This is a genomic window from Lentzea kristufekii, assembly GCF_033949925.1.
GTDB lineage: Bacteria > Actinomycetota > Actinomycetes > Mycobacteriales > Pseudonocardiaceae > Lentzea > Lentzea kristufekii.
In genome coordinates, this window is the sequence record NZ_JAXAVV010000014.1 from 101,714 (window position 1) to 128,666 (window position 26,953).

General features: G+C 68.4%; 29 protein-coding genes. 17 read left to right on the forward strand and 12 right to left on the reverse strand.

Going from position 1 to position 26,953, the window contains the following annotated elements; genetic code table 11:
* Positions 1–45: 45 nt before the first annotated feature.
* Entirely contained in the window at positions 46–2,595 is a 2,550-nt protein-coding gene (locus tag SK571_RS27295) for a chitobiase/beta-hexosaminidase C-terminal domain-containing protein (protein ID WP_319986945.1), read from the reverse strand.
* A gap of 150 nt (positions 2,596–2,745) precedes the next feature.
* On the opposite strand from SK571_RS27295, the gene SK571_RS27300 reads away from it, so the two are divergent.
* Together SK571_RS27300 and SK571_RS27305 are read left to right on the forward strand one after the other, a co-directional pair.
* Positions 2,746–3,588, forward strand: a complete 843-nt coding sequence (locus SK571_RS27300) for a helix-turn-helix domain-containing protein (RefSeq protein WP_319986946.1) — start codon at positions 2,746–2,748, stop codon at positions 3,586–3,588.
* Positions 3,560–3,742: a DUF397 domain-containing protein gene (locus SK571_RS27305; protein WP_319986947.1), complete on the forward strand. Its 183-nt coding sequence runs from the start codon at positions 3,560–3,562 to the stop codon at positions 3,740–3,742. Before SK571_RS27300 ends, SK571_RS27305 begins: the two co-directional genes overlap by 29 nt.
* Here SK571_RS27305 and SK571_RS27310 read toward each other — a convergent pair.
* The 4 genes from SK571_RS27310 to SK571_RS27325 are packed head-to-tail and all read right to left on the reverse strand — an operon-like array spanning position 3,720 to position 7,853.
* Positions 3,720–5,384: an aminotransferase class V-fold PLP-dependent enzyme gene (locus tag SK571_RS27310; RefSeq protein WP_319986948.1), complete on the reverse strand. Its 1,665-nt coding sequence runs from the start codon at positions 5,382–5,384 to the stop codon at positions 3,720–3,722. The genes SK571_RS27305 and SK571_RS27310 overlap by 23 nt on opposite strands.
* Position 5,385: 1 nt before the next feature.
* The gene (locus SK571_RS27315; protein ID WP_406602036.1) at positions 5,386–6,144 is read right to left on the reverse strand and encodes an amino acid ABC transporter ATP-binding protein; all 759 of its coding nucleotides are present in this window, start codon (positions 6,142–6,144) and stop codon (positions 5,386–5,388) included.
* Complete coding sequence (locus SK571_RS27320) at positions 6,131–6,961, reverse strand: amino acid ABC transporter permease (RefSeq protein ID WP_319986950.1); 831 nt, start codon at positions 6,959–6,961, stop codon at positions 6,131–6,133. The genes SK571_RS27315 and SK571_RS27320 overlap by 14 nt, the downstream gene beginning before the upstream one ends.
* Entirely contained in the window at positions 6,951–7,853 is a 903-nt protein-coding gene (locus tag SK571_RS27325) for an ABC transporter substrate-binding protein (protein ID WP_319986951.1), read from the reverse strand. The genes SK571_RS27320 and SK571_RS27325 overlap by 11 nt, the downstream gene beginning before the upstream one ends.
* Before the next feature lie 134 nt (positions 7,854–7,987).
* On the opposite strand from SK571_RS27325, the gene SK571_RS27330 reads away from it, so the two are divergent.
* The 8 genes from SK571_RS27330 (at position 7,988) to SK571_RS27365 (ending at position 12,632) form a co-directional block, all read left to right on the forward strand.
* Complete coding sequence (locus SK571_RS27330; RefSeq protein WP_319986952.1) at positions 7,988–8,368, forward strand: thioredoxin family protein; 381 nt, start codon at positions 7,988–7,990, stop codon at positions 8,366–8,368.
* A 33-nt stretch (positions 8,369–8,401) separates the two neighbouring features.
* Positions 8,402–8,791 carry a phage holin family protein gene (locus SK571_RS27335; protein WP_086665100.1) on the forward strand — a complete coding sequence of 130 codons (390 nt, stop codon included), beginning with the start codon at positions 8,402–8,404 and terminating at the stop codon, positions 8,789–8,791.
* Positions 8,788–9,174 (forward strand): DUF3618 domain-containing protein, encoded by a 387-nt coding sequence (locus SK571_RS27340; RefSeq protein ID WP_319986953.1) that lies wholly within the window; start codon positions 8,788–8,790, stop codon positions 9,172–9,174. The genes SK571_RS27335 and SK571_RS27340 overlap by 4 nt, the downstream gene beginning before the upstream one ends.
* Positions 9,171–9,440: a DUF4235 domain-containing protein gene (locus SK571_RS27345; RefSeq protein WP_266042589.1), complete on the forward strand. Its 270-nt coding sequence runs from the start codon at positions 9,171–9,173 to the stop codon at positions 9,438–9,440. Before SK571_RS27340 ends, SK571_RS27345 begins: the two co-directional genes overlap by 4 nt.
* An 86-nt stretch (positions 9,441–9,526) precedes the next feature.
* Positions 9,527–10,375 carry a chorismate transformation enzyme, FkbO/Hyg5 family gene (locus SK571_RS27350; RefSeq protein WP_319986954.1) on the forward strand — a complete coding sequence of 283 codons (849 nt, stop codon included), beginning with the start codon at positions 9,527–9,529 and terminating at the stop codon, positions 10,373–10,375.
* Positions 10,376–10,413: 38 nt separating this feature from the next.
* Positions 10,414–10,932, forward strand: a complete 519-nt coding sequence (locus SK571_RS27355; RefSeq protein WP_319986955.1) for a VOC family protein — start codon at positions 10,414–10,416, stop codon at positions 10,930–10,932.
* A 12-nt stretch (positions 10,933–10,944) separates the two neighbouring features.
* Entirely contained in the window at positions 10,945–12,033 is a 1,089-nt protein-coding gene (locus tag SK571_RS27360) for an S-(hydroxymethyl)mycothiol dehydrogenase (RefSeq protein ID WP_319986956.1), read from the forward strand.
* Positions 12,033–12,632: an MBL fold metallo-hydrolase gene (locus tag SK571_RS27365; RefSeq protein ID WP_319986957.1), complete on the forward strand. Its 600-nt coding sequence runs from the start codon at positions 12,033–12,035 to the stop codon at positions 12,630–12,632. The genes SK571_RS27360 and SK571_RS27365 overlap by 1 nt, the downstream gene beginning before the upstream one ends.
* A 238-nt stretch (positions 12,633–12,870) precedes the next feature.
* On the opposite strand, the gene SK571_RS27370 is transcribed toward SK571_RS27365, so the two are convergent.
* Positions 12,871–13,629: an enoyl-CoA hydratase/isomerase family protein gene (locus tag SK571_RS27370; protein WP_319986958.1), complete on the reverse strand. Its 759-nt coding sequence runs from the start codon at positions 13,627–13,629 to the stop codon at positions 12,871–12,873.
* Positions 13,630–13,732: 103 nt separating this feature from the next.
* Here SK571_RS27370 and SK571_RS27375 point away from each other — a divergent pair, with 103 nt between their 5' ends.
* From SK571_RS27375 to SK571_RS27385, 3 genes are all read left to right on the forward strand, one after another.
* On the forward strand, positions 13,733–14,701 hold the full coding sequence (locus tag SK571_RS27375; protein WP_319986959.1) for a DUF2332 family protein: 969 nt from the start codon (positions 13,733–13,735) through the stop codon (positions 14,699–14,701).
* Positions 14,702–14,712: 11 nt separating this feature from the next.
* The gene (locus SK571_RS27380) at positions 14,713–15,633 is read left to right on the forward strand and encodes a hypothetical protein (protein ID WP_319986960.1); all 921 of its coding nucleotides are present in this window, start codon (positions 14,713–14,715) and stop codon (positions 15,631–15,633) included.
* Positions 15,634–15,701: 68 nt separating this feature from the next.
* Entirely contained in the window at positions 15,702–17,069 is a 1,368-nt protein-coding gene (locus tag SK571_RS27385) for a glycoside hydrolase family 28 protein (protein WP_319986961.1), read from the forward strand.
* Here the strand turns inward: SK571_RS27385 and SK571_RS27390 are convergent, their stop codons facing one another.
* Entirely contained in the window at positions 17,070–17,804 is a 735-nt protein-coding gene (locus SK571_RS27390; protein ID WP_319986962.1) for an SDR family oxidoreductase, read from the reverse strand.
* 68 nt (positions 17,805–17,872) lie between these two features.
* On the opposite strand from SK571_RS27390, the gene SK571_RS27395 reads away from it, so the two are divergent.
* On the forward strand, positions 17,873–18,655 hold the full coding sequence (locus tag SK571_RS27395; protein WP_319986963.1) for a helix-turn-helix transcriptional regulator: 783 nt from the start codon (positions 17,873–17,875) through the stop codon (positions 18,653–18,655).
* Positions 18,656–18,814: 159 nt separating this feature from the next.
* Here the strand turns inward: SK571_RS27395 and SK571_RS27400 are convergent, their stop codons facing one another.
* Positions 18,815–19,633, reverse strand: a complete 819-nt coding sequence (locus SK571_RS27400) for an esterase/lipase family protein (RefSeq protein WP_319986964.1) — start codon at positions 19,631–19,633, stop codon at positions 18,815–18,817.
* Positions 19,634–19,853: 220 nt separating this feature from the next.
* On the opposite strand from SK571_RS27400, the gene SK571_RS27405 reads away from it, so the two are divergent.
* Positions 19,854–21,428, forward strand: coding sequence for a WS/DGAT/MGAT family O-acyltransferase (locus SK571_RS27405; RefSeq protein WP_319986965.1), 1,575 nt, complete (start codon positions 19,854–19,856; stop codon positions 21,426–21,428).
* A gap of 47 nt (positions 21,429–21,475) precedes the next feature.
* Positions 21,476–21,982, forward strand: a complete 507-nt coding sequence (locus SK571_RS27410; RefSeq protein WP_319986966.1) for a hypothetical protein — start codon at positions 21,476–21,478, stop codon at positions 21,980–21,982.
* Here the strand turns inward: SK571_RS27410 and SK571_RS27415 are convergent.
* From SK571_RS27415 to SK571_RS27425, 3 genes are read right to left on the reverse strand one after another with little or no spacing between them, the layout of a single operon-like run.
* Complete coding sequence (locus SK571_RS27415; protein WP_319986967.1) at positions 21,892–22,806, reverse strand: alpha/beta fold hydrolase; 915 nt, start codon at positions 22,804–22,806, stop codon at positions 21,892–21,894. The two genes, SK571_RS27410 and SK571_RS27415, sit on opposite strands and share 91 nt — an antisense overlap.
* A 46-nt stretch (positions 22,807–22,852) precedes the next feature.
* Complete coding sequence (locus SK571_RS27420; RefSeq protein WP_319986968.1) at positions 22,853–23,695, reverse strand: hypothetical protein; 843 nt, start codon at positions 23,693–23,695, stop codon at positions 22,853–22,855.
* The gene (locus SK571_RS27425; protein ID WP_319986969.1) at positions 23,692–24,261 is read right to left on the reverse strand and encodes an RNA polymerase sigma factor; all 570 of its coding nucleotides are present in this window, start codon (positions 24,259–24,261) and stop codon (positions 23,692–23,694) included. The genes SK571_RS27420 and SK571_RS27425 overlap by 4 nt, the downstream gene beginning before the upstream one ends.
* Before the next feature lie 71 nt (positions 24,262–24,332).
* On the opposite strand from SK571_RS27425, the gene SK571_RS27430 reads away from it, so the two are divergent.
* Positions 24,333–25,238 (forward strand): phosphotransferase, encoded by a 906-nt coding sequence (locus SK571_RS27430; RefSeq protein ID WP_319986970.1) that lies wholly within the window; start codon positions 24,333–24,335, stop codon positions 25,236–25,238.
* On the opposite strand, the gene SK571_RS27435 is transcribed toward SK571_RS27430, so the two are convergent.
* Positions 25,235–26,929, reverse strand: a complete 1,695-nt coding sequence (locus SK571_RS27435; RefSeq protein WP_319987083.1) for a discoidin domain-containing protein — start codon at positions 26,927–26,929, stop codon at positions 25,235–25,237. The two genes, SK571_RS27430 and SK571_RS27435, sit on opposite strands and share 4 nt — an antisense overlap.
* Positions 26,930–26,953 lie beyond the last annotated feature (24 nt).

A 26,953-nucleotide genomic window follows, 5' to 3' on the forward strand; every position in this document is an offset into this window, starting at 1 on the left:
ATAGGGCCCGCCACCGAGGTGACGGGCCCTGTTCTCACTGCGCGACTACGGGTAGTTGACGACGTTCACCGGCACGGTGCCCGGCGGTGTCACCCCGCCCACGTTGTTGATCACGTGGGTGATCGTGCCCTGGTAGTTGAGCGACACGGTCAGCAGGTTGTGCATCCTCACGCCGGGCCGGTTGGGCACCTCGAACGCGTTCTCGGCCCGCACGGACGGGTTGACGTTGAAGAAGCAGTAGCTGCCGAGCCCCCACGCCTCGTGCGTGGTGACGTTGTCGCCGACCTTGTAGGCCGCGTATCCGGCCTGCCCGTTCGGCCTGTTCCAGATCGCCTGGTTCGGCACGTCGTACGGCATCTCGTTCTGGTAGAAGATGGTCCGCCCGCGCTCGCCGTTCCAGATGGTCTGGTACTTCTGGTAGTGCTCGACGAACAGGCCGGTGGCCAGCACGTCGTTGCCGTTCACGACCAGACCGGTGTCTCCGATCGCCTCGTCCCAGCCCCAGGTGCCGGCGTTGCCGTGGTCGGCCCGCCAGATCCAGCTGTGGTCGATGATCGTGTTGTGGCTGTTGACCACGAGGCTGTTGGTCGCCTTGCCCGCGACCGCGCCGCCGACGCGGAAGAACACGTCCTGCAGCGTCGTCGGGTTGGACGCGTGCGACGCCGACGAACCCGCCGGGCCGACGGTCAGCAGCGAGTTCGACAGGGTCGTGCCCGCGTCGAACAGGATGCCCTTGATCCGCACGCCGTCGACGTCCGCGACCTGCATCGCGGTGACACCGTTCTGCGGCACGATCGTCGCGTAGCCGATGCCCAGCACGACGGTGTTGGGCCGCGTGATGTTGATCGTCTGGTTGACGTTGTAGATGCCGGGCGTGAAGAACAGGTTGCAGCCCTGACCCAGCGCCGCGTTGATGGTCGCGGCGGTGTCGCCGGACTTCACCACGTAGAACTGGCTCATCGGCAACGAGGTGCCGGGCGTGCCGCCGTTGATCCACGACGCACCGGAAGCGTTGGTGCGCAGGGAAGGCAGGAACACCCTGTACTGGTTGCCGTCGAGGTAGAGGTACGGCACGTCGCGCGAGATCGGCGTCGTCGCGAGGTTCGTCGACGGCGGGTTCGGGAACGTGGTCGCGGGTGCGCCCGGCGTTCCGGAGAACACCATGTTCCACACGCCGCCGTTCCAGCTGCCGTAGTTGGAATCACGCGTGTACCACTGCTGCTGCGAGACCGATGCCGTCTGGCCGGACACACGGGTGTCGGCCGTGTAGCCACCGGACGCGAACCCGTAGCTGGCCGGGTAGAGCGCCAGGTTACCGCGGACGTCCATGCGGCGGAACGGCGCGGCCTGCGCGACGGCCCAGCGGTTCGTGCCGCTGGCCGGGTTGACGGCCATGTTCTCGGCGGAGCGCCAGAAGTTCTGCAGCGCCACGCCCTTGTCGGACTCGTTGAACGCGTCCACGGTGATGTCGCCGTTGATCAGCACGTCACCGGGGTTGCGGCCGAGGCCCGAGACGGACGTGTAGTAGCCCACGTCGTCGTGGATACCGTTGTAGGTACCGGGCTTGAACAGATGCGCGACCCGCCGCGGCGCCATCTGCGCGGTGATCGTGTCCTTCTGGTTGTTGAAGTCGATGTCGAGCTGCGCCTGGATGCTCGTGGCGGACATGCTCGGGTCGAAGATGCGCGTGTTCGGCCCGAAGTTCGGGTTGTCGGACTGCGTACAACCCTGCTGCGTGCCGATCGTGTAGGTCGCGCTGGCCACAGCCGAGTTGGCGAGGCCGGACTTGATCCCGATCGCGCTGACGGTCCTGTTGCTGGACACGGAGATCGGCCCGCTGTAGACCGGCGACGACGCGGTGGGCGTCGACCCGTCCACTGTGTACCGGATCGTCGCGCCGGAGGTCGCCGTCGAGATCGCCACGGTCTGCGCGGACGCGTAGGCGCCACCCGGCGGACTGAACGTCGGCGTCGCGACCGGCGTACCGATCACGTACGACGCGGAGCCCACCGACGAGTTCGGCTGACCCGACTTGATACCAATCGCGTTGATGGTCCTGTTGCCGGGCACCGAGATGGGCCCGCTGTAGACCGGCGAACTGCTGGTAGGCGTCGAGCCGTCGACCGTGTAGCGGATCGTCGCACCCGAGGTGGCGGTGGAGATCGTCACCGTCTGGGCCGTCGCGTACGTGCCGCCAGGCGGGCTGAACGTCGGCGTCGCGACCGGTTGCGGCGCGCTGTTGTGCGTGTAGCTGAAGTGCGGGGTGTCGTACTGCGGCCCGGACTTCTCGTAGGTGAACCAGTAGTCGATCACCGTGCCGGCCGACAGCGACCCGACGGTCTTCTGCCAGGTCCCGGCGTTGTTGGTCATCCGGAAGTTCTGCTGCGATTGGCCGGAGATCAGGTAGTGCACGTCGACGTAGAGGGCAGGGGTCGTCGGCGTGAAGTTGATCCGGGCTTGAGTCGCGTCGATCGCGGTCACGTTCTGCGTGTAGTCGTCGGCCGCATACGCGGCCTCGACCGTCGCCAATGACGACAGGGCAATCGCTACGGCGGCCAGTCCGCGCCGCCATCTCACCTTTGAGAGCGCTCTCACACCTGGAACGGTAAAGCCGATGTGACGAGGAGGGAAGGGGAAAGTTTCAAGAAAGGTGAGCGGCTCCAGCGGAACACGAACGGAGCATCGCGATTGTTTTCACCCGAACGAGCAGATGCTTGGATCGAATACAAGCCATAGCGTCGGCCTATGACTCCATCCACCGCGTACAGCAGGGACCTCGGTGACGAGCTCCGGCGCCTTCGCGAGACGTGTACAGGTCTTGGTGGCAACAAGCTGGCGGAGAAGCTGGGCTGGGATCCGAGCAAGGTCTCCACTGTCGAGAACGGCAGGGCACGCGCCAGCGAGGTCGACCTCATCCAGTACTTGTCCATGTGCGGCAAGGACATCGACTACATCAACGACTTCAGGCGCCGGTACCAGTACGCCTTCGACGAGTACCGGGTGCAGGTGTCCGACAACCTCCGGACGATGGTTCTGGCGGAGTCGACCGCCATCACGGTCATGAGCTACGACGCGTTGACGATGCCGGGCCTCACTCAGTCACCCGAATACGCCGACGCCATCTACCGGATGACGGGCTTGGTCACCGAGGAGCGGATCCCGAACCTCGTCCAGTACCGGATCGAGCGGCAGGCGATCCTGCGCCGACACGATCGGCCGACTTGCGTGTTTTTCATCCATGAGCATGCGCTGGAGTTGCAGGTCGGCAACGCCGAGGTCATGGAGGACCAGTACGCCCGGTTGCTGTTCAACACGCACATCATCCGGATCGTGCCCAAGGACGCACCGATCGTCGCCTCCAGTTTCGTGCTCTGGGAGTTCGAGAAGGCGCGATCGCTCGTCTTCAGCGAGACGATCCACGCGAACGTCTTCGTGGAAGATCCCGGCGCCATAGCCCGCACACGGCTCATCTTCGACCGCCTGGATCAACTCGCCTTGAGTGCGGAACAATCGCGGAGCAGACTGGCGGAGTACGTCAGCCCACCGCGAGAGGACTCCGATGACTCAGGACCGCACTTGGCGTACTAGCAGCTACAGCGGCGGCGCGGAGGACAGCAACTGCGTCGAGGTGTCGCTGTCCCACAACGCACTGGTCAGGGACTCGAAGAACGCGAGCGGTCCCGTGCTCGCGTTCTCGTCCCCGGCCTGGCAGGACCTGCTCAGGTCCCTCGGTTCTCGTTGAGGTAGTTGTAGATCGTGTACCGGGTGACCTCCAGGACCCCGGCCAGGTGGTCGACCGAGTCGCGGATGAGGAAGAACCCGGCCTCGTCCAGCACCCGGACGACCTGCGACTTGTGCACCTTCTTCATCAGCTCGACCGGCACGCCCACATCGGCGATGGCCTTCTCCACCAACACCCGCTGAAGCGTGTCCACGTCCTGCGGAAACGACTCCACGGGCCCGGAGGCCTCGTGGGCGGCGAGTTTGTTGACGCACAAGCACCCCACGGCGACGCCCGCCGCGTCGCGCACGAAGGTCGTCGACGACCAGATCGCGCGCCCGTCCGGTGCGTAGGTCTCGTAGCCGGGCATGTCGGTGGTCGTGCCGCGCCGGACCAGGCCCAGCAACAGGTCGGTCATCGGGCCGCCCACCTTGCGTCCGGTCAGCGAACCGGCGATCGCGATGATCGAGTTCGGCAGCCGGGTCAGGTCGTGCACGACGACCTCGGTGTCCGGGCCCAGGGCTGAGGCGAGGCTGTCGATGGTCGGCACCAGCGCCGACAGCGCGGCCGGGATCGGGGAGGACGCCGTGCCGGACAACGACTTCAGGGCGGCGCGCAGCCGCTCCAACGTTCCCCGCGACGTGGTGGCGTGCGGGGACAGGCGGACGTGTTCCGGGCGGACCGTGGCGGTGATCCCGAAGGCGTTCAACGCCTCCCCCACCACCGAGGCGGCCTCGGGCATGGTGAATGCCAGGATTCCGGCACGGCGTTCGCGGGCGGAGACGATCTTGCCGCCGCTCGCCAGCACGATCTCCTCGACCTCGGCGACGATCTCGCCCACCGCCGAGTCCAGCGAGGAGACCCCCGCCGACTCCACCAGTTCCAGCGCTTCCGCGAAGGCGCCGGACACGACCGGTGAGAGGTTGGTGATGTTCCAGGAGGCGGCGTCCGGGGCGGCGTCGTGGACCGAGTCGTCGAACAGGCCGGCGTCCACGGCGCCGGTCCAGCCGGACAGGACCGGCGACAGGCGTTCCAGGGCGCGGTCCGACAGCACGACGAAACCGGTGCTCCACCCCGCCCGCAACCACTTCTGGCCGCCGACCACCAGCACGTCGGCGACTTCCCAGGGTTCGTCGACCACGCCGAAGCCCTGGATGCCGTCCACGATCAGCAGGCGGTCGCCGACGGCCTCGCGCAACGCCGCCAGGTCCGCTCGGTAGCCGGTGCGGAAGTCCACAGCGGACACCGACAGGGCGGAGACCTCGGGCGTGAGGTGGGTTGCGACGGCGGCGGGGTGCACCGGGCCGTCGAGAACGACCGACGGGAGGCCCGCCCGCACCCACGGGTAGGTGTTGGACGGGAACTCCGCCGCCGAGTACATGACCGTTCCTGACAGCCCGAAGGCCGCCTGGAACAGGCCGATCGACGTGTTCGGCACCAACGCCACGTGGTCGGTGTCCGAGCGGCAGAGCCGCGCGACGGCGGCCTTCACCCGCTGTTCCTCGCGCATCAGGGTGTCCACTGTGGATGGACCGGCCAGGGATGCCTGTTCCATCAACCGTGCGGTGGCCGTGACCACCGGCAGGGACGGTGGGCCGAAGCGGGCGAAGTCGAGATACCCCTCCGGTTCGCGGAACTGGGCGAGGTACGAGGCGTCGATCAAGTCAGAGCACCTTTGCGAGGAACTGTTGCGTGCGCGGCTGCTGCGGATTGTCCAGCACGTCCGACGGTGTGCCGGCCTCCACCACCGCTCCGTCGACGAGGAACACCACGCGGTCGGCGACCGAGCGGGCGAAGCCGATCTCGTGGGTGACCACGATCATCGTCATGCCGTCGCGGGCCAGCGAGGTCATGACGTCGAGCACCTCGCCGACCAGCTCCGGGTCCAACGCGGACGTGGGCTCGTCGAACAGCATCAGCTTGGGCTTCATCGCCAGAGCGCGCGCGATCGCAACACGTTGCTGCTGACCACCCGACAGCTGGGCCGGGTAGGCACCGGCCTTCTCGGCCAGTCCCACCCTTTCCAGCAGCGCCAGCGCCTCCGCGCGCACCTCCGCGCGGCCGCGCCCGAGGACCTGGACCGGGCCCTCCATGATGTTCTCCAGCGCCGTGCGGTGCGGGAAGAGGTTGAACCGCTGGAACACCATGCCGACGTCGCGCCGCTGGTGGGCCGCGTCGCGTTCGCGCAGCTCGTAGAGCTTCCCGCCCGCGGCGCGGAACCCGACGGGCACGCCGTCGACCCAGATGCGGCCGGCGTCGATGGTCTCCAGGTGGTTCACGCAGCGCAGGAACGTCGACTTGCCGGCGCCCGAGGGACCGAGCAGGCAGACGACCTCACCGCGCTCGACCTCCAGGTCGATGCCCTTCAACACCTCGGTGTGGCCGAACGACTTGCGGACCCCAATCGCCTCAACGAGGGCCATAAGCACGCTCCAGGTAGTGCTGCCCGATCGACGCGAGGGACACCATCACGAGGTACCAGGCCGCGGCGGCGAACAGGGTTTCCATGATCTCCAGGTTGCGCGACGAGATGTTGTTCGCGGCGTGGATGAGCTCCAGGAAGGCGATCACCGACGCCATCGAGGTGCCCTTGATCATGTTGATGAAGTTGTTGCCGGTCGGCGGGATGATCACGCGCATCGCCTGGGGCAGCACGACCCGGCGCAGGGTCGTCATCGGCGTCATGCCGATCGACTTGGCCGCCTCGGTCTGCCCCTCGTCGACGCTGCTCAGGCCGGCGCGGACGATCTCGGCCATGTAGGCGCTCTCGTTCAGGCCCAGTCCCAGCAGCGCCGCGACGAACGCGGTCATGACCACGTTGGTGGGCAGGGAGAACACGCCGGGGATGCTGATGTTCTGGAACACCAGCGCGAGGTTGAACCAGATCAGGATCTGCAGCAGCACCGGCAGGCCGCGGAACAGCCAGATGTAGCCGACCGCGAACCACCGCGCGACGGGGTTGGCCGACAGCCGCATCAGCGCGACGACCACGCCGAGGACGATCGCGCCGCCCTGCGCGGCGAGGGCGAGCACGATGGTGTTGAGCAGGCCTTCGAGCATCACGGGATGCGTGAAGAACCCCGGCACGTCCTCCCACTGGATCTGGGCCTCGGACATCGCCCAGCCCAGACCGGCGATGACCAGCACGATCACCGCGCCGCTGAACCACCGCCAGGGGTGGCGCAGCGGCACGACGACCAGTTCCTCGCGGACGTCGTTCAAGCGGGTGTCACTTGCCATTGATGGTGGCCTTCGTGATCGCGCCCTGCTTGATGTCCCAGGCGGTGACGATCTTGTCGTAGGTGCCGTCGTCGATCAGGGACTGCAGCGCGCCCTTGATCGCCTCGGACAGCTTGGCGTTCTTCTTCGCGACGCCGATGCCGTACGGGCCACCGTTGATCGGTGCGAGCGGCACGACCTCGAAGTACTGGCCGTCACCCGCGGTCTTCGCGACGTACACGGCGGTCGGCAGGTCGTTGAGGATCGCGGCGACACGGCCGGTGCGCAGCTGGTTCTGGTTGCCGGTGTCGCTGTCGGTGACGCTGAGCGTCACCTCCGGCTTGCCCGCGGCCACGCACTTCTGGCTCTGCTCCTTGCCGAACTGCTCCTGTGAGCTGCCCAGGTTCACCGCGATGCCCTTGCCGCACAGGTCGTCGACCGTCTTGACGCCCTGCGGGTTGCCCTTCTGCACCATGATCGTGATGCCGGAGGTGAAGTAGTCGACGAAGTCGATCTTCTGCTGGCGCTCGGCGGTGTCGTTCATCGCGGCCATCGTCACGTCGACGCGCCCGGTCTCGAGGCTCGTGATCAGCGAGCTGAACGCCATGTCGCTGTGCTCGGCCTTGAGCCCGAGCTTGGCGGCGATCGCCTTGATCAGGTCGACCTCGGACCCCATCGGGGTCTTGCCGTCCTGGTCGTAGAAGTTGTTCGGCGGGTTCTGGATGTTCGACCCGACCTTCAACGTGCCGGCCGAGGCGATCTCGGGCGGCAGCAGCGCGGCGAGCGCGTCGTCCTTCTTGACCGAGGACAGGTCGGACGACGGCGGAGTGGACGTCTGAGTGGACTCAGGCGTGGACCCGCAGGCAGCGAGCCCCAGTACGAGCAGCGAGGTCACGAGCAGGCGCGGCTTCATGGCGGGGACCGTACAACGTCCAGTTGAAGACGTCCACAAAAAGTTGAAGCCAGGCGTGACCGGGCGCACGCGGGGAATTCCGTGAGGCCCAGCTCCGTTGGACGGGGTGCCCCCAGCGAACGAGGAGGACCAACATGGCGACGGTCGAGCTGACCAAGGAGAACTTCGACGAGGTGGTCGGCGGCTCCGACGGCTCCGGCATCGTCCTGGTCGACTTCTGGGCCGAGTGGTGCGGCCCGTGCCGCGCGTTCGGGCCCACTTACGAGGCCGCGTCGGACAAGAACGAGGACATCGTGTTCGGCAAGGTCGACACCGAGGCGCAGCAGGAGCTCGCGGCCACGTTCGGCATCCGGTCGATCCCGACGCTGATGATCGTGCGCGACGGCGTCGTGCTGTTCTCGCAGCCGGGCGCGCTGCCCGGTCCCGCCCTGGACGGCCTGATCCAGCAGGCCCGCGAAGTGGACATGGAAGAGGTCCACGCGAAGGTGGCGGAAGCCCAGGCCCAGCAGGGCTGATTGGTACACCTCACCTGTGGGTACCTGGCGTGCATGAACACCGACACGTCGACCGCACAGCTGGTGCATCAGCTGTCCGAGCAGGTGAGCAGGCTCGCGCGCGATGAGATCCGTCTCGCCGTCGCGGAGCTGAAGGACAAAGGCAAGCACGCCGGTGTCGGCGCCGGGATGTTCGGCGCGGCCGGCGTGTTCGCGTGGTGGGGCGGGCTCAGCGTCGTCGCGGGCCTGATCCTCCTGCTGGCTCTCGTAGTACCGCCGTGGGCGGCCGCTCTGATCGTCGCGGCCGCCCTTCTGTTGTTCGCGGGCATCTTCGCGCTCGTGGGCAAGGGCCAGGTCAAGCAGGCCGCTCCGCCCGTACCCAGGCAGGCGATGGACAACGTCCAGCAGGACATCGCGACGATCAAGGAGAGTGCGCACCGATGACCGAACCCAAGGACCAGCTCCAGCGCGACGTCGAACGCACCCGGCGTGAGGTGGGCGAGACGGTGGAAGCGTTGGCGCACAAGGTCGACGTGCCCGGCCGCGTGAAGGAGCAGGCGCAGGAGACGGCCGGCCGGGTCAAGGAGCAGGCACAGGAGACGGCCGTGCGGGTGAAGGAGCAGGCCCAGGAAACGGCCGAGCGGGTCAAGGAGCAGGCGCAGGAGACGCGCCAGCGACTGACCGCCGCGACCGACGAGGCGATCGGCTCGCTGCCCGAGCCCGTGGCCGAGCAGGTCGAGAAGGCTCGCCGCCACCCAGGAGCCATCGCGGCGGCGCTGATCGCGCTCATCGTCGCGATCTGGGCGATTTCCCGGAGGAACCGATGAAACTCCTGTACCGCCCGCTCGGAATGCTGTTCGGCGCGCTCGGCGGTTTCCTCGCCACCGCGATCTTCGGACAGGTGTGGAAACTCGTCGCGGGCGACAAAGAAGCGCCCAGCGCCACGATGCGCAATCGCGCCTGGACCGAGGTGCTGATGGCCGCGGCCATCCAGGGCGCGATCTTCGGCCTGGTCAAGGCCGCCATCGACCGCGGCGGCGCCAAGGGTTTCCAGAAGCTGACCGGAGAATGGCCCGGCGACGAAGAAGATTGAGCCCTGACCGGCCCAATCGAGACGGCTGGATGCACACAGATCGCTTTCCGACCTAATCTGGCCCGGTCTTCTGAGAAAGGGCCGTCATGACTCGTCGGTTGCGGGCCCGTGCGCTGTCTTCGACGTTCGAACCGCTCACCGCCGTTCCGGACGACCCGGCCCGCACCCGGCTGGGCATCGTGCGCTTCGCCGGCACGTCCTTCAACCCCGTGGTGAGGGCCGGGTATCCGGAACTGACGGTTCATCTGGCCGAGGAAGGCCTCGGGTTCGCCGAGGTCTGGACGAGCGCGCACGGCGTGGAGTCCGGTGAGCACAAGGCGATCGCCTACGCACACGACGGCGAGCATCTGTTCTGCGCCGGGCGGATCCCGCCGTGCGACGAGCACACCTACGCCGGGCGGCTGGCGTTCCGCGCGGCGCTCGAACTGGCCGGCGGACTCGGCTACCACCACGTCTTCCGGATGTGGAACTACCTGCAGGACCTCAGTCCGCGCACCTATCGCGAGTTCCTGCTGGGGCAGGCGGAGGCGTTCGCCCGGCGGCCGGTGACGTGGAGCGGCCTGACCGCGGCCACCGCGGTCGGCTCGCTCGGCGGCGGCATCGCGTTCCACTTCCTCGCCTGCCGCACGGGCCGGCCGGTCACGATCATCTCCGGCACGGGCGCCCGCGGCGTGTACCTGGACGGCCGGCTCTACTTCTCCGCCCCGTCGCTGGACGACGCTGCGGAGCTCATGAGTGCCGGGCACCTGGCCCAGTGGGGTGTCGACGACGGTTTCGGGCTGCACGACATCTCGTCGTTGAAGATCTTCTCCCGACAACCGGGTGATCTTTCCGGGGCGGCAGCCCGTCTGACGCCTCAGACCAGCGTGGCGCATCTGCAGGCCACGCTGCTTTCCGGGGACCACGCGGCGGAGTTCGAGGGCGTCGCGGGCTAGGCCTGCAAATCTTTGAACCCTCAACTACTCTTGCCCTCATGCCACAGCCAGAGGGTGCAGAGCTCGACACCATCCGCGCCAAGCGCGACGAGCTGCGCGAGCGGTACGTGAAGCCGCTCGCCGAGCGGGGCGGGTCGCCGACGCGCGGAGTTCACCACATCGCGTTGATCTGCAAGGACGTCGAGGAGACCATCCGGTTCTACCAGGAGTTCCTGGGCTTCCCCCTGGTCGAGCTCGTGGAGAACCGCGACTACAACGGCTCCAGCCACTTCTTCTTCGACCTCGGCTCCAAGAACCTGCTGGGGTTCTTCGACTTCCCGGGTCACGACCACCCGGCGTTCTCCGAGACGATCGGCGCCGTTCAGCACCTGGCCCTCTCGACCTCCCCCGAGCGGTTCGACGAGATCAAGTCCAAGCTGGACGAGGCGGGGATCGAGTACCTGGGCCCCGACCGCGGCGTCGAGGACAGCCTGTACATCCGCGACCCCAACGGTGTAGGGATTGAGTTCTACCGGGAAGAACTCGGCGAGTTCGAAGGCACGACACTGATCAACTAGGACGGAGTCGCAGTGGCGCAAGAGGTCAAGGGCATCGTCGCCCGGGGCAAGGGACAACCGGTCGAGCTGACCTCGGTGCTGGTGCCCGACCCCGGTCCTGGCGAGGCAGTGGTGACGGTCCAGGCGTGCGGCGTCTGCCACACCGACCTGCACTACCGCGAGGGCGGCATCAACGACGAGTTCCCGTTCCTGCTGGGCCACGAGGCCGCGGGCGTCGTGGAGTCGGTCGGTGAGGGTGTCGTGGACCTGGAGCCCGGCGACTTCGTCGTGCTGAACTGGCGCGCGGTCTGCGGCACGTGCCGCGCTTGCCGCCGAGGAAAGCCCTGGTACTGCTTCTCGACGTTCAACGCCTCGCAGCCGATGACGCTGACCGACGGCACGAAGCTCTCGCCCGCGCTGGGCATCGGCGCGTTCGTGGAGAAGACGCTCGTCCACTCCGGACAGTGCACGAAGGTCGACCCGTCGGCCCGTGCCGCGGCAGTGGGTCTGCTGGGCTGCGGCGTGATGGCGGGCGTGGGCGCCGCCATCAACACCGGTGGCGTCACGCGCGGCGACTCGGTGGCCGTGATCGGCTGCGGCGGTGTCGGCGACGGCGCCATCGCGGGCGCCCGCATCGCCGGTGCCGCGAAGATCATCGCCGTCGACACCGACCCGCGGAAGCTGGAGTGGGCCAAGGGGTTCGGCGCCACGCACACCGTCAACGCCCGCGAGGTCGACGACGTCGTCACGGCGATCCAGGACCTGACGGACTCGTTCGGCGCGGACGTCGTGATCGACGCGGTCGGCCGCCCGGAGACGTGGAAGCAGGCGTTCTACGCCCGCGACCTCGCCGGAACCGTTGTCCTGGTGGGTGTTCCGACGCCGGACATGAAGCTCGAGATGCCGCTGATCGACTTCTTCTCGCGCGGTGGCTCGCTCAAGTCGTCGTGGTACGGCGACTGCCTGCCGACGCGCGACTTCCCGATGCTCGTGGACCTGTACCAGCAGGGCCGTTTCGACCTGGACGCGTTCGTCACCGAGGAGATCCCGCTGGACGGCGTCGAGGGCGCGTTCGAGAAGATGCACCACGGCGAGGTCCTGCGATCGGTCGTGGTGTTCTGATGCCGTTGCGCGTGGACCACACCGTCACCTCCGGCACCTTCTCGCTGGACGGCGAGACCTTCGACGTCGACAACAACGTCTGGGTCGTCGGCGACTCGTCGGAGTGCGTCGTCATCGACGCACCGCACGACGTGGACGCGATCCTCAAGGCCGTGGACGGGCGTCGGGTCGTGGCAATCCTGCTGACGCACGCACACGACGACCACGTTCGCGTCGCGCCGGATCTGGCACATGCGACCGGGGCGCCGCTGGCGTTGCACCAGGCCGACCACGTGGTGTGGAACCTGACGCACACCGGCGTGCTCCCGCACCTGGCGCTGGAGGACGGCCAGGTGCTCACGGTGGCGGGCGAGGAGATCCACGTGCTGCACACGCCGGGGCATTCGCCTGGTGCCGTGTGCTTCTACGTGCCGTCACTGGGCGCGGTGTTCACCGGCGACACGCTGTTCCAGGGCGGGCCCGGGGCGACCGGGCGGTCGTTCTCGGACCGGCCGACGATCGAGGCGTCGATCCGGGAGAAGCTGCTGACGCTGCCCGGCGACACCGTGGTGCACACGGGCCACGGCCCGGACACCACGATCGCCGCCGAGGTGTTCTAGCCAACGCCGCGAGCCGCCAATTCGCGGTCAGCCTCTGGCGTCTGCAAGTACCCCCAACTCAAGATCACACAGCGTCTTTCTACTACCAACAGAGATGATGTGGTGGCGGGTTGGTCTGGCCCTACTGCCGACCACGGCGACAGGCCGAGGACGCGGCCGGTTCAGTTGGTAGCAGGTAGCGGCGATTTGATCTTGAGTTGGTAGTACTTGCAGACGCTTTCACCGCCGAAGCGGGCAGCTAGAACCGCGGAGGCCGCTTCTCCAGGAACGCCGTCACGCCCTCGGCGTAGTCGGCGCTGGAGGCGGCCTCCGCGTACAGCGCGCGCACGAAGTCGTCCTCGTGGCCGCCGTCCGTGATCGAGTTGATGATCTTCTTGGCGCCCCGGACGGAGACCTGCGCGCGGCCCGCGATCTGTTCGGAGAGTTCCTTCACGCGGGCGTCGAGGGACTCGACGACCTCGTTCACAAGGCCGATCCGCAGGGCCGTCGCGGCATCGAGCAGATCGGCCGAGAACAGGATCTGCTTCGCCCAGGCCGGGCCGACCACGTCCACCAGTGCCTTGGTGGAGGTGAAGTTGTAGACGATGCCGAGCTTCGCCGGCGTGATGCCGAAGCGGGCGTCCGCGGCCGCCACCCGGATGTCGCAGGCGAGGGCGATCTCACAGCCGCCGCCGACGCAGAACCCGGAGATCGCGGCGATCGTCGGTTTGTCCAGTTGCGCGATGGCCCGTTCGCCGTTGTGGACGGCCTCGCCGTAGTGAGCGGCGCCCTCGGCACCCCGCCGCAGCGTCGAGAACTCGGCGATGTCGGCACCGGCCGAGAAGTGCTCACCGCCCCGGATCACGAGCACCCGCACGGCCTCATCTGCGGAAACCTGAGCCAGGAGCTCCGGGATGGCCGACCACATGTCGTACGACATCGCGTTGCGCTTGGCCGGGCGGTTGATCGTCAACGTGGCGACCGGACCGGCCGCGGACAGCTCCAGGAACTCGCTCACCCGCCGCACGATACCCACCGCCCCCGGCGGCACGCGCGGACTCGGATGGGTAGCGATGCGTTCACCTCCTTGTAAAGTCCGGTGCCGAAGAGGGGGAGGAAACGTGACAGCGGCTGCCATCGGCGCTTCCACGCTGCGCACGCTCTCGGTGCGGTTGCGCACCAGTGCGCCGGTGTCCGCGCGCATCCTCTCCGAACTCGCGAGCGAGCTCGACCGCGGCGGGCCGGTGGCGGACCTGCTGTGCTCGCACAGCGCCGTGCACAGCCCGTTGTTCGGCATCCAGGCGCTCGCGGGCGTGCGGTTGCTGATGCTGTCGGGCAAGGCCCCGGAGCTCAGCCAGCGGTTCGCCAGCGCGCACGCGGCCGCGATGGCCGGGGAGTCCGACTCGACGGCGCTGCTGGCGTGGCTGGCGGCACGGAGCGCGATCGTGGAGAACGCGGGCGAGATCCTCGCGGCGCTCGACCGGACGGTGCAGCAGCACCAGCCGAAGACGGCCGCGTTCCTGCTGCGGGGCCTCACCATGATCGGCGCGCCGAAGGTCCGGCTGCTCGAACTCGGCGCCTGCGCGGGACTCAACCTGATCCTCGACCACTACCGCTGGTTCGGCCTCGGCTGGGAGTGGGGCGACAAGGACTCGCCGGTGCGCCTGGCCGCCGCCGGGCCGCGGCCGCCGAACCTCGAGATCGTCGGCAGGGCCGGCTGCGACCTGCAGCCGCGCGACCCCGCCGACCCCAAGCACGCGATGATCCTGCAGTCGTTCATCCCGCCCGAGCACGACGCGCTGCGGTGGGACCTCGACGACGCCATCGAGCTCGCCGCCAAGGTCGGCGTGAAGGTCGCGCGCTCCCCCGCCGGGCGGTGGTTGCGGGAGAACCTCGTGCCGCCCGACGACCGCGGCACGTACACGGTGGTCTGGCACAGCTCGTTCTGGGCGTACCTGACCGAGGACGAGCGCAACGAGATCGAGACGACGCTGACCGCGGCGGCCGGCTCGATGCCACTCGCGCGCGTTGCCTACGAGTCGACAGATCTTCGCTCGAACCCCCGCCTGACGGTCACCATCTACAGCTAGATTGCGGCGTCGTGAAAACGATCCGTGCCTCCCTGCTGGCCGTCGCTCTCTTCACCACGGCCCTCACCACCCCGGCGAACGCCGCCGTCTCGGACCACGACCTGGCGTTCCACTGGGCGCCGGTCCACCACCAGGACACCGACTCATCGGACTACGACGCCGACTATCTGTCCACAGTGGACTTCGACGGCGACTGGAACACGCTGAACAACTGGGAGAACCAGCCCCAGCTCGCGAAACTCACCGGCGCCGCCTACTACTCCGTGGTCGAGACGTCCACGCACTGGTTCGTCGTCTACGGCTTCTTCCACCCGCGCGACTGGGACGACCAGCCCGACCCGTTCAGCACCAGGACCCACGAGAACGACCTGGAGGGCGCGCTGTTCGCGGTCCGCAAGGACGGCTCGCAGTACGGCAGGCTCGAAGCGGCCGTCACGGTGGCGCACAGCGACTTCTACTCCTACGTGCCCGCCGGGTCGCCCTACCAGAACGGTTCCGAGACCATCGACGGCACGCTGCTGCTGGTCGGCGGGCGCCCCGCCACGTTCCAGGAGGCCAAGGGCCACGGCCTGTACCGCTGGAGCGGCACCGACTTCCCCGGCGGCGACGGCGTGGTCTACCAGCCCGCCGCCACCGGTGAGGTGCCGTCGGGCGGCAACGACCGCAGCGTCGGCTACCGGCTCGTGAACACCCTGGAGGCCGGCGGGATGTGGGCGCGCCGCGCCAACGCGGAGACCTACTCGTCGTTCGGCACCTTCCGCGGTGACAACGGCAAGGACAACGCCGCCAACGCGCCGTGGGGCTGGGACGACCAGAACGACGGCGCCGTCTACCGCGGCTACCTGGCCACCGACCCGGCCCTGGTGATCGACAGGTACTTCTCCAACAAGGGCAGCTTCAGCCTGACCTACACGCGCAACGCCTTCCGCTGACCCGTCGGAAACGTTTACAGTCTTTCTGTAACTCCGCCGCCGTCACGCCTCCCAGCGAAAGAGGAAGCATGGACGGCAGGATCAACCGCAGGCTGCTGATGAAGTCCACCGTCGCGGCCGCGATCGCCACCCCCGCCCTGACCCGGACGGCCCTGGCGGTCGCGGCCCCGGCACTGCCGTGGCCGGCCGCCGAGGCGATCGTGCGGAACACGAGGCTCCCGTCGTTCCCCGACCGGAATTTCGCCGCGACCGCCTACGGCGCCAAGGGCGACAACAAGACCGACAACACCGAGGCGTTCAGGAAGGCCATCGCCGCCTGCGCCGCGGCGGGTGGCGGCCACGTGATCGTCCCGAAGGGCACTTACGTCACCGGTGCGATCCACCTGCGCAGCAACGTCGACTTCCACCTCGAGGACGGTGTGCTGCTCAAGTTCTCCGGCGACGCCTCGAAGTTCCCGACCGTGCTCACGCGCTACGAGGGCATCGAGTGCATGAACCGCTCACCCATGATCTACGCGCACAAGCAGACCAACATCGCGCTGACCGGCAAGGGCACGCTCGACGCCGGCGCGACGGGAGGCTGGAACAAGGGCAACGACCGCGCGTACCTGGAGTCGTTGGTGGCGAAGGGAACCCCGCCGGAGAAGCGCGTGGTTCCCGGCTCCGGCAAGAACATGCGCTCGACGTTCATCGAGCCCTACGACTGCGACACCGTGCTGATCCAGGGCGTCACCCTGAAGAACCCGAAGTTCTGGCAGATCCACCCCACGCTCTGCAAGAACGTCACGGTCGACGACGTGCACACCGACCCGACCACGTCCGCCAACAACACCGACGCATGCGACCCCGAGTCGTGCGACCACGTCGTGATCTCCAACAGCGACCTCGGCGCGCACGACGACAACGTGGCGATCAAGTCGGGCCGCGACGAGGACGGCCGCCGGATCAACGTGCCGTGCCAGAACATCGTCGTCGTCAACTGCCGCATGAACGGCAACTGGGGCGCCATCACGTGCGGGTCCGAGCAGACCGGCGGCATCCGCAACGTCTACGGCTACAAGCTGAGCTGCGTCAACGCCACCAAGTTCGCCCTGTACGTCAAGTCGAACACCAAACGCGGTGGCTTCTCGCAGAACATCAACCTCGACAGCGTGTCCGGCACGTTCGCCCGCGCCTTCGTCTACGTCACCACGACCTACAACTCGCAGACGGGTGACCAGGTCCCGGAGTTCGGCCCGTTCTCGATCTCGAACTCCAGCTGCACCAAGGCCTCCAGGGTCCTCGACGTGTCCGGCCTCCCGCAGGAACACGTCAAGGGCCTCGAACTGCGCGACTCGAAGTTCAACGGCCTGGACAGCACCACCAACACCGTCAAGAACGTCGACGGCCTGAAGTTCACCAACGTCACCGGCAACGGCAAGCCGATGACCAAGTAGCTAATCCTGGGCAGTCGGCCGAACGGCGATCTCGTTCACGTCGACCTCGGCCGGCTGCTCGATCGCGAACGCGATGGCACGGGCGATCGCGTCCGGCGGGATCGCGATCTCGTCGCGCATGCCCGCGATCCGTTCCCGCACAGCGGTGTTGGTGGACGCCTCCGCGAAATCGGTGTGCACGAAGCCGGGAAACACCGTGGTCACGCGGAAAAAAGCACCCGCCTCCTGGCGCAGGCCCTCGCAGATCGCCCGGACCGCGACCTTGGTGCCCGCGTAGACGGCCATGGACGGCACGACGCGGAACGCCGCGGTGGAGGAGGTGGTGACGAAGTGGCCGGACCGTTGTTCGCGGAACACCGGCAGTGCCGCCGCGATGCCGTGCAGCACGCCCTTGATGTTGACGTCCACCATCTCGTCCCACTCGTCGACGCGCAGGTCGTCCAGTGGTGAGATCGGGCCGGCGCCCGCGTTGCCGACCAGCACGTCGAGCCGGCCGAACCGTTCGCGGGCCAGTGCAACCAGCGAATGCAGGTCCTCGCGGCGGGTCACGTCGGTGCGCGTGTGCACGGCCGTGCCGCCTGCCTTCTCGATCCTGTCCACCAGGTCCGCGAGACGCTCCGACCGGCGTGCCCTGAGCGCGAGGCGCGCGCCCCGTTCCGCGAGCAGAAGAGCGGTCGCCTCCCCGATCCCGCTGCTGGCGCCGGTGATCGCCACGACCTTGTCCGCAATTGCCATGAACCCAGCGTCCGGCAGCCTCAGCCTGGTATCCAGAGCCCCTTTATTCTGGTACCGGAGGTGCCAGCGTGCGGAGAACGGACGATCAGCGGCGCGAACTGGGTGCGTTCCTGCGCAGCCGGCGGGAGCGGCTCACCCCGGCCGAGGCGGGCCTGCCGCGCACAGGACGGCGCCGGACTCCCGGCCTGCGCCGGGAGGAACTCGCGGTGCTCGCGGGTATCAGCGCCACCTGGTACACGTACCTGGAACAGGGCCGTGACGTGCGGGCATCCGATCAGGTGCTCGGTGCGCTCGCCGCCGCCCTCACGCTCAGTCCGTCCGAAAAGGACCATCTGTTCCGGCTCGCGGGCCACATCAGGCCGCACACCCTGGAAGCAGAGCCGCTCGCCGCGGAAGTGGCCGCCGTGCCAGGGTTTCTGGAACCGCATCCGGCGTTCGTCATCGGTGCCACCTACGACGTGCTCAGCCACAACGAGGCGGCGGCTGAGCTCTTTCCGGGGCTGAGCAAGGAAAACCCGAGCTTCGCGCGCTGGGTGTTCACCGCCCCGGAGTCGCGGCACGTCCTGATCGACTGGGAGACGGAGGCGCGCGGCCTGCTCGCCCGGCTGCGCGCGCTCGCCGGCCAGCACCCCGCCGACGAGCGGTTCACCCGGCTGATCGACGACCTGCACGAGGCCAGCCAGGAGGTGCGCTCCTGGTGGCCCCACTACGACGTGCAACCCCGGCACGGTGGCCGGAAACGCTTGCGGCACCCCAGGTTCGGACCGCTCGACTACGCGTACACGGCGTTCCACCTCGCCGAGCAGCCCGACCAGACCTTGGTCGTCTACTCGGACGAACGGCCCTGCTAGGCCCTGTCCTGCACGTCTCGTCCGCGATAGTCGCGGCCGAGGGCCCCGGAGACGGCACCGCCGCAAAGCCCGAATACACCCGGTATGAGGGCATTGCGGCGGCACCGCCTCCGGGTCACTCGACCGTGACTCTCATCGAACAGACGTACAGGACAGGGCCTAGGCGGCGCGCGGGTAGAGGCGGGCCATCCCGGGCGGCGCGGCGAAGGGCGCCCACGTGCCCTCCGCCTGTGCCAGCCGGTCCGCGACGACCCACAGAACGCTGGAGTTGAAGCCATATCCCAGGTGTGAGGACGACACCTGGACGTTCTCCCTGCGCGGTCCCGGTTCCTCGACGCACGACTCCCACGAGACGATGCCGTCCGTCTTGGAGTAGATCGACGTGGCGGGCACCGGGATCGGCGGCCGCGACGACTCCAGCGGCGGGAACTCGTCCTTCGGGATGTGCAGCCGGGAGAACAACGCGAAAGCGGGCATCGCCCGTGACTGCACGGGATCGCTCATGTTGTACGGCGACCCCATGGTGATCACCTGGCGGACGCGGTGCGGGTGGTCGCGTGCCATCTCGCGCGCGAAGATCCCGCCCAGCGACCAGCCGACGATGGAGACCGGCCCGCCGTAGGCGTCGGAGACCTTCTTCACCAAGGCGTGCATGCCGTCCACGGCCTTGCGCGTGGGCCCGATGTTGCGGCCCAGGCCCCACGGGTTCACCTCGTAGCCCAAGCCCGACAGGAAACGGCGCAGCATCACCGTGGACGAGTCGGCGGCTCCCAGGCCGGGAAAGACGAGCACCGGATGGCCGTCACCGGACGGAGCACCGCGCAACATCGACCGGGTGGCCACGAACTCGCTGACGTCGAGCGCGCAACGGGTGGGCTCGGTGAGGTACCAGAACAGGCCGGGCGCGGAGCCTCTGACGAGGCGGAGGGATGGAGCGGCAGGCACTTCGAAGACTTCGTCCGAAGGTACGGCGGACATAGCGGCCTCCCCACACGTCGACAACCCCGAGCCGGCGCCCTGGGCAGCGTTGCCCAGTGAGTCCATGATGTTTCGTGAACGATCTTTTCGCCAGTACTTTCGAGTCTCGATTCGCCACCGCAGGTAACACGTTGGCAACTTCACACCTGTGCAGTGCCTCTCACCTGCATGGACGTCGATTGAGACGCCCCGGTCCTCTACTCTTTTTCGAGTGGATCGGATGAGCTCTTTGGACGCCAGCTTCTACTTCATCGAGGACGAGAACGTGCCGATGCACGTGGGTTCCGTCCTGGTTTTCGACGGGCCGGCCCCGTCCTACGGAGACGTGATCCGCCTTTTCCTGGCGCGCATGGACCAGGTTCCGCGCTACCGGCAGAAGGTGAAGGCGCTGCCGTTCCACGTCGGGCGTCCGGTCTGGGTCGACGACGACCACTTCAACATCCTCTACCACGTGCGCCACACCGCGGTGCCGTCGCCGGGCGGGGAGGACCAGCTGCGCAACCTCGCGGGCCGGATCTTCGCGCAGAAGCTCGACGACTCCAAGCCGATGTGGGAGGCCTGGCTGGTCGAGGGTCTCGAAGGCGGCCGCTGGGCGATCATCTCCAAGGTCCACCACTGCATGATCGACGGAGTGTCCGGTTCGGACATGCTCCAGCTCATCCTCGACTTCAGGCAGGAGACCGTGCTGCCTGAGCCGAAGGAGTGGCAGCCGCAGCCTCAGCCCTCCACGCTCGACCTGGTGGTCGACGGCGTGCGTGACGCCATCGTGACGCCGGTGCAGCACCTGTCCGCGTTGCCCGCCGTCGCGCGGAACGTGCGTTCCTTCAGCGAGATCATGGACTTCGGCAAGTCCGTTCTCGGTTCTCTTCCCGGTACCGCACGACGTCTGGTCACGCGTGCGGCGACGTCCCTGAACGGTCCTATCGGGCCACACCGCCGCTGGGTGTGGGCGCGCGCGAACCTGGCTGAGATCAAGCAGATCCGCACCGCGGCGGGTGGCACCGTCAACGACGTCATCCTGACCGCGATCACGCGTGGTTTCCGGGATCTGCTGGAGAAGCGCGGCGAACTGACCGAGGGCATGGTCGTGCGGACCATGGTTCCCGTGTCGATGCGCAAGGCCGATCAGCACAACGAGCTCAACAACCGCGTCAGCGCCGTGCTCGTGAACCTGCCCGTGGGCGAGGCCGATCCGGTGAAGCGCCTCGCGTCGATCCGCGCGCAGATGGACGACCTGAAGAACTCGCGCCAGGCCGCCGGTGCCGACGTCCTCACGAACCTGTCGAACTTCGCCGCGCCGACGCTGATGGCGCTGGGCTCGCGGACCGCGATGCGGTTCCCGCAGCAGATCCTGCAGACCGTCACCACCAACGTGCCCGGCCCGCGCATCCCGCTCTACATGCTCGGCCGCCCGCTGGTCGAGATGTTCCCGTACGTGCCGATCGCCTCGACGATCCGGATCACCGTCGGCATCTTCTCCTACCTCGACAGGTTCACCTTCGGCATCAACGCCGACTTCGACGGTGTGCCGGACGTCCAGCTGCTCGCGGACGGCATCCGCGCGGGCTTCGACGAGATGGTGGCGCTGGCCGCCGAGGCGGCGGAGAGGACCGAGGCGGCCCAGAAGGTCGTGGACACCGCGCCTGCCGCCAAGCCCGCTCCCAAGGCCGCCGCGAAGCCCGCTGTGAAGCCCGCTGCCAAGCCGGTGGTCAGGAAGGCCGCTCCCAAGCCCCGTGCCGTCCGGGCGACCTCCAAGGCCGCGACGAACGGCGTGAAGCCGGAGACGACGGCCTGAGACACGATCTGACGGTTCAGGCGGGCGCGCACGAGCTGCGCCTGACCGTGGTGGGACTCGACGCGCGGCTGGGCGCCCTGGGGCTGGCTCTCGGCCAGGTCGACGACGTCCGCGTCGAGCTGGAGAACGTGCGGTGGTCGCGCTGGCGGGCCCGCCGCGCGACCGTCGTGTGCCGGGACGTCCACGTGAACCCACCGGCGGTCCTGGTGGCCTCGCCCGTCGAGTTCCGCGTCGAAGTGGACTTCGCGGACATTCCGGAGTTGCAACCGGTCAGTTGGTTGCCGCTGACCGTCCGGTTGGTCGGCTCGGAGCTGCACGTGCGGCTGCACAAGTGGCTACCGGCACGCGTGTTCGCGGTGCCGGAACTGCCGCGCGGCATCGAACTGACGGGCGTCGAGCAGCGCGACGACCACTTCGTGCTGACCGGAGCCGCCCCCGTGCTGCGGGAGCGGCTCACCCTGGGTCAGCTCGCGGACGTGCTCAGGCGGTTGGCGTCCATCCAGTCGAGGACCCGCTCGGACACGACCTCGGGGATCTCCATCTGGGGCACGTGACCGACGTTCGCGTACTCGTCGTAGCGCCAATGCGGGTACTTGCGGGCGACGTACCGGGCGGCGGCGACGTTGACGAGCCTGTCGCGGTCGCCGCTCATCAGGAACACCGGCACCCGGACCTCGGCCATCGCCGCGTAGTAGGCGCCGCGCTTCGACGTCGTGAACACGACGCTGCGCGCGGCCGCGAGGAACGCCTTGTCCAGGCCCTCGACCTTGGCGCGTTCGCCGATCAGGTGCACGCTGGCCTGCTTGAGCTCCTCGGGGATGCCGGACGGGTCCACGCAGACCAGCTCCAGCAGGCGTTCGACCTGCCGGCGAGCGGGAACCGCCCTCGACCTGGCCAGGTACCGCTCGCCCAGGCCCGGCACCGCGTACAGGAAGAACGTGCTGAGCATCGTCGGGTCCGGCCGGGTCCCGAACACCATCGGCAGCGCCGGGTCGACCAGCACCAGGCCCCGGACCAGCTCGGGGTCGTAGGCGGTCTGGAAGAGCGAGATCAGCCCGCCCATCGAGTTGCCGACCAGGATGGCCGGCTCCCCCACGACCTCGCGCAGGAACCGGCCCAGGAGCCGCGTGTTGGCCTGGACCGTGGTCTGCCGCCCCTCCGGGTTGGTCAGGCCGTGCCCGGCGAGGTCGACGGCCGTGACGCGGGCCCTCTGCGCGAGCAACGGTGCCAGCAGCACCCAGTTGAGGTGCGAGCCGCCGAGCCCGTGCACGAGCACGATGCGCGGACCGTCCGCCGGTCCGCCGAAGTCGACCCAGTGCACGGGCCCGTCGAGGTCGGCGTGGTGGCTGGTGCCGCCGAAGTTCGCCACAGTCGTCATACCAACCAGTATGTCGCTTGGACGTACTGATCGGTAGCCGCCCGGCTCACTTCCAGGGCGACGCCGGCTGGCACTGATCCCGGGGCTTGCGCTGGTCGCCGTAGACGACCTCACCGGTGGCGGGGTCGAAGAAGCAGGCGTTCAGCAGGTCGGAACTGGTGCCGAGCAGGGTGCCTGCGGCGTCGTAGGCACGCACGACGGGGTCGGGGACACCCTCGGGGATGGTCCAGGACGGCGGGTAGTAGATGCGGAGGGCGTACGTGCCGTTGGCGATCTTGGCGTCGACCGTGTCGCCGTCGGCGGTGACCGTCACGCGGGCGACCTTCGAGTCGATCCGGCCGGCCGCCTCGCGGTAGCCGGGTGCCCCCGCGTACGCCGGGCCGAGGTGCATGCCTCCAGCGGTCGCGCTGCCACTCTCGACGGAGAAGTGCCCCGGCAGCAGCTGAACGGCACGCTTGCCGAAGCCCGCGCGGTAGTCCTTGCCCCCCGCGCCGATCGAGCAGAGCAGCACCTCCTTCTCGGTGTAGAGCAAGGCCCACCGCGTCTGCTCGTCCAGCAGTTGGTGCAGTTTCGCCTTGCCCTGCAAGCCCGTCGACTTCATGCAGCCCGTCTCGACGGCCTCCACCTCCTCCTGCGGCACCCCGAAGCCGGTCGAGGCCGACGTCGGTGTCGCCGGGGGCGGGCTGGTGATGTGGACGGCGGGAGCCGGAGGCGGGGCGGGCTGGAGCGTCAGGACGCTGACGACCACCGCGGCCACCGCGGTCGCCCCGGCGAGGATCGGGAAGAGGAGCCTGCGGCGGCGGCCGGCGACCGCGCGTTCGACCTCGGCGCGAATGCGCGCCTGGCGACCGGGTGGCAGGTCACGGGTGGGCGGAAGCATGCTGGTCATCGGTCCTCCCCGGTGTGCACGAGCTCCCGGTACTGCTGGAGCTTCGACTTCGCCTTGCTGACCCGCGCGCGCACGCTGCTCTCGGCGATGCCGAGCACCGCCGCCGCGTCCGCGTACGACACCCCCGACCACACGCACAGCGCGAGCGCCTCACGTTCGTTGCGCGGCAGCTTCAGCACGGCGTCGAGCAGGTCCTTCATCTGCCGCTGGTCGTCGAGGCGCTCGGCGACCCGGTCCGCGTGGTCGGGCACCGGCCGTTCCTCGCCGACACGTCGCAGGTTCTTCAGCCGGCGGATGAGGGAGCGCTGCTCGTTGCGCACCACGTTCGTCGCGACCGTGAGCAGCCACGGCAGCGCCGACTCGCGCTCCAGCCGCACGTCGTCGCGTTTGCGCCAGGCCAGCAGGAACGTCGCCTGCAGGTGGTCCTCGGCCTCCGCCCAGGACGCGGTCAACCGGAAGCAGTGGTTGTAGACCGCCTTCGCGTGCCGGTCGAACAGCACTCCGAAAGCGTGCGCACTGCCCCCGGCGGCCTGCGACCACAACGCTCGGTCGTCTTCGGTCGTCATGTCTGTTCGTGTCCGCTCGCCCCAGAAGTGTTGGCACCAGTTTCACGCGCCCACCACTAACGTCCCGCAGCGTGGCACATCTGGGGGTGGCCGACCTCGCGGACATCGCGCAGGCGGCGTACGGCCGTGAACTGCGCGACGTGGTCCGTCTGCACGGCGGCAGCAAGAAAGGCGTCTACCGCCTGACGCTCGACGACGGCACGACGGGCGTCGCCTACGTGTGGCGCACGAGCGAGGACTACTGGCCCACGCACGAGCAGGACCCGTTGTTCGGCAACGCGAGCGGGCGCGACCTGTTCCTCACGGCGCACACGGCACTGTCCGAGGCCGGGGCGTGCGTGCCGAGGCTGGTGCTGGTCGACAGCGACGTCATCGTGGTCGAGGACCTCGGGGCGGAGTTCCTCGAAAAGCTGCTCGACCACGACACCGAGGCCCTGGAACGGCTCTGGGACGACCTGGGCGCCGTGCACCAGCGCACCAGCCCGCGCTACGGCCGCCCGAGCGCGCTGCAGCCGGTGGACGCGCCGCCGGTGCCGGACGTGGTGCTGCGACGCGCACTCGGGCACCTCGACGCGTGCTGCGAGCGGGTGCCGCGCATCGCCGCCGAGCGCAGCCGCCTGGAAAACGAGCTGCGGCAACGACATGCCGCGGTCGAGCCGCGCACGGAGTACGGGCTGATCCACGGCGAACTGGGCCCCGACCACGTGCTCGTGGCGGACGGACGCCCGGTGCTGATCGACATCGAGGGCGTGATGTTCTTCGACGTCGAGTGGGAGCACGTGTTCCTGGAACTGCGCTTCGGCCCGCACTACCGGCCGGTCCCCGGTCTCGACCCGGCACGGATGTCGCTGTACCGGCTGGCGCAGCACCTGTCCCTCGTGGAGGGTCCGCTTCGGCTGCTGGACGGCGACTTCCCGCACCGGGACGCGATGCGGGAGATCGCCGAGCACAACGTCGAGAGGGTGCTGACCTGTTAGAACCGGCCGAGCCACGCCTCGTCGACCCGCAGCTGCGCCTTGCCCTGCGTGGACGTCTTCTCGACGCGGACGTGCCGTGCGGTCGTGTCGGCGGGCAGGTCGATGAACTGCACGCCGCGGTGGTTGGCCAGTGAGCCGGACCTGACCTTCGTCCACTTGGCGCCGTCGCCGGACGTGTAGACGTTGTAGTTCTTGATGCGCGCGGAGTTCGCCGCCGGGTAGGTCGTCGAGTCCTCGCGCTGGTTCAGCGCCACGTACGAGACCTGCTTCGCCGAACCCAGGTCGAAGCGCAGCGACACGGTGCCCGCACCCGTTGCGTCCCAGTAGGTCCGGTAGTCGCCGTCGGCGGCGTGCGAGGCCGGGTGGCCGGAGCCGGACGCCGACGCGCTCATCGTGTACGACGAGGGCGGGATGATCCCCTCACGCCCGGCCGTCTCGACCTTGAACACCGTGTCGTACTGGTCCCAGCCCGAGAGGCCGGTGAGCGTGATCGTGCCGCCGGCCTGCGTCCAGCTCACCGCCGCCCCGGTGCGCAGGTTCGTGACGCGGCTGACCTTGTACCCGTTGTCACGCACCTTCAACGTGCTGCCGGACGGCTTGGTGAGCACGTGCACGTAGTGCCGGTCCGGGTCGGCCTTGGAGACGGTCGTGACGCCGTGCGCGCCGTCGTTCCAGAACCCCGGTTTGAGGCCGCCGTGCAGATAACCCCCGCCGTACGTGCCGCCGATCGACTCCCAGATGGCGCCGAGGTAGGTGTTCGCGAAGTCGTTGAAGGCGGCCTGGTTCGACGGGAACCTGCCGTTGACCATCGCGGTCTCGGCCATCAGCGCCTTGACGTCGCTGCCGGCGTTGGTGATCAGCCTGCCCAGCGTGAGCCGGTGGTCCACGGCGGAGTTCGAGCCGGAGTACCACCACGCGCCGGTGCTCGGCAGCTTGAAGCACGCCTCGATCAGCCGCGGCGCCGCCGTGTAGACCGCCTGCGGGTAGTCGTAGCTCGGCGTCATGCCGGTCTTCTGCTCGTTGCTGATCGTGTCCATGATCGCGGTGTCCTCGTTGTTGTTGCTGAGGACCATGTCCGGCCGTTCGCGCCGGATCCGTTCGTACAGCCCGTTCTGCTCCCAGTACGCGTTGTCGTTGTCGATCCAGAACCCCGCGAGCTTCGGGTACCGCCGCATGATCTCGACGAAGTTGTCGTAGCTGAACTGCCCGAACCCCGGCCTCTCCTGGAGGTTCACCGACTTGCCCTTGTACTTCGAGTACGCGGCCGAGTCGAGCCACTCGTGCCCGCCCTCCGCGTGCCACTGCGGGTCGTCGGTCATGTAGTTGACGACCTTGAGCCCTTGGGCCGAAGCGGCGTCGATCAGCTCGCCGAGGAAGTCGCGCTTGGTCGAGCAACTGCCGGGAATCGCCGACGGCCACGCCCGCGCGTACCCCAGCCTGCTGTGGAACGACGCCAGCACCAGGTACTGCGCGTGCAGCTTCTTCGCCTCGTCGACCCAGTACTTCGCATTCCAGCCGCCACTGGTGACGGCGTTCTCCCAGGCGGCGCAACTGGTGTGGCCCGGACTCGTGCGCATTCCCCAGTGCAGGAACAGGCCGGACGTGGACGCCCGCAGCCAGTCCTGCCGGGGATGCAGCACCTCGGCGCGCGCCGGAGCGCTCACGCCTGCGACGAGCAGAACGGCGGTCATCAACACGCCGAGACGACGCGACTT

Coding starts and splice junctions, on each gene's coding strand:
- SK571_RS27300 (WP_319986946.1), top strand. CDS start 2,746: ATGACTCCATCCACCGCGTACAGCAGGGACCTCGGTGACGAGCTCCGG.
- SK571_RS27305 (WP_319986947.1), top strand. CDS start 3,560: ATGACTCAGGACCGCACTTGGCGTACTAGCAGCTACAGCGGCGGCGCG.
- SK571_RS27315 (WP_406602036.1), bottom strand. CDS start 6,144: ATGGCCCTCGTTGAGGCGATTGGGGTCCGCAAGTCGTTCGGCCACACC.
- SK571_RS27320 (WP_319986950.1), bottom strand. CDS start 6,961: ATGGCAAGTGACACCCGCTTGAACGACGTCCGCGAGGAACTGGTCGTC.
- SK571_RS27325 (WP_319986951.1), bottom strand. CDS start 7,853: ATGAAGCCGCGCCTGCTCGTGACCTCGCTGCTCGTACTGGGGCTCGCT.
- SK571_RS27330 (WP_319986952.1), top strand. CDS start 7,988: ATGGCGACGGTCGAGCTGACCAAGGAGAACTTCGACGAGGTGGTCGGC.
- SK571_RS27335 (WP_086665100.1), top strand. CDS start 8,402: ATGAACACCGACACGTCGACCGCACAGCTGGTGCATCAGCTGTCCGAG.
- SK571_RS27340 (WP_319986953.1), top strand. CDS start 8,788: ATGACCGAACCCAAGGACCAGCTCCAGCGCGACGTCGAACGCACCCGG.
- SK571_RS27345 (WP_266042589.1), top strand. CDS start 9,171: ATGAAACTCCTGTACCGCCCGCTCGGAATGCTGTTCGGCGCGCTCGGC.
- SK571_RS27350 (WP_319986954.1), top strand. CDS start 9,527: ATGACTCGTCGGTTGCGGGCCCGTGCGCTGTCTTCGACGTTCGAACCG.
- SK571_RS27355 (WP_319986955.1), top strand. CDS start 10,414: ATGCCACAGCCAGAGGGTGCAGAGCTCGACACCATCCGCGCCAAGCGC.
- SK571_RS27365 (WP_319986957.1), top strand. CDS start 12,033: ATGCCGTTGCGCGTGGACCACACCGTCACCTCCGGCACCTTCTCGCTG.
- SK571_RS27385 (WP_319986961.1), top strand. CDS start 15,702: ATGGACGGCAGGATCAACCGCAGGCTGCTGATGAAGTCCACCGTCGCG.
- SK571_RS27390 (WP_319986962.1), bottom strand. CDS start 17,804: ATGGCAATTGCGGACAAGGTCGTGGCGATCACCGGCGCCAGCAGCGGG.
- SK571_RS27400 (WP_319986964.1), bottom strand. CDS start 19,633: ATGTCCGCCGTACCTTCGGACGAAGTCTTCGAAGTGCCTGCCGCTCCA.
- SK571_RS27405 (WP_319986965.1), top strand. CDS start 19,854: ATGAGCTCTTTGGACGCCAGCTTCTACTTCATCGAGGACGAGAACGTG.
- SK571_RS27415 (WP_319986967.1), bottom strand. CDS start 22,806: ATGACGACTGTGGCGAACTTCGGCGGCACCAGCCACCACGCCGACCTC.
- SK571_RS27420 (WP_319986968.1), bottom strand. CDS start 23,695: ATGACCAGCATGCTTCCGCCCACCCGTGACCTGCCACCCGGTCGCCAG.
- SK571_RS27425 (WP_319986969.1), bottom strand. CDS start 24,261: ATGACGACCGAAGACGACCGAGCGTTGTGGTCGCAGGCCGCCGGGGGC.
- SK571_RS27435 (WP_319987083.1), bottom strand. CDS start 26,929: ATGACCGCCGTTCTGCTCGTCGCAGGCGTGAGCGCTCCGGCGCGCGCC.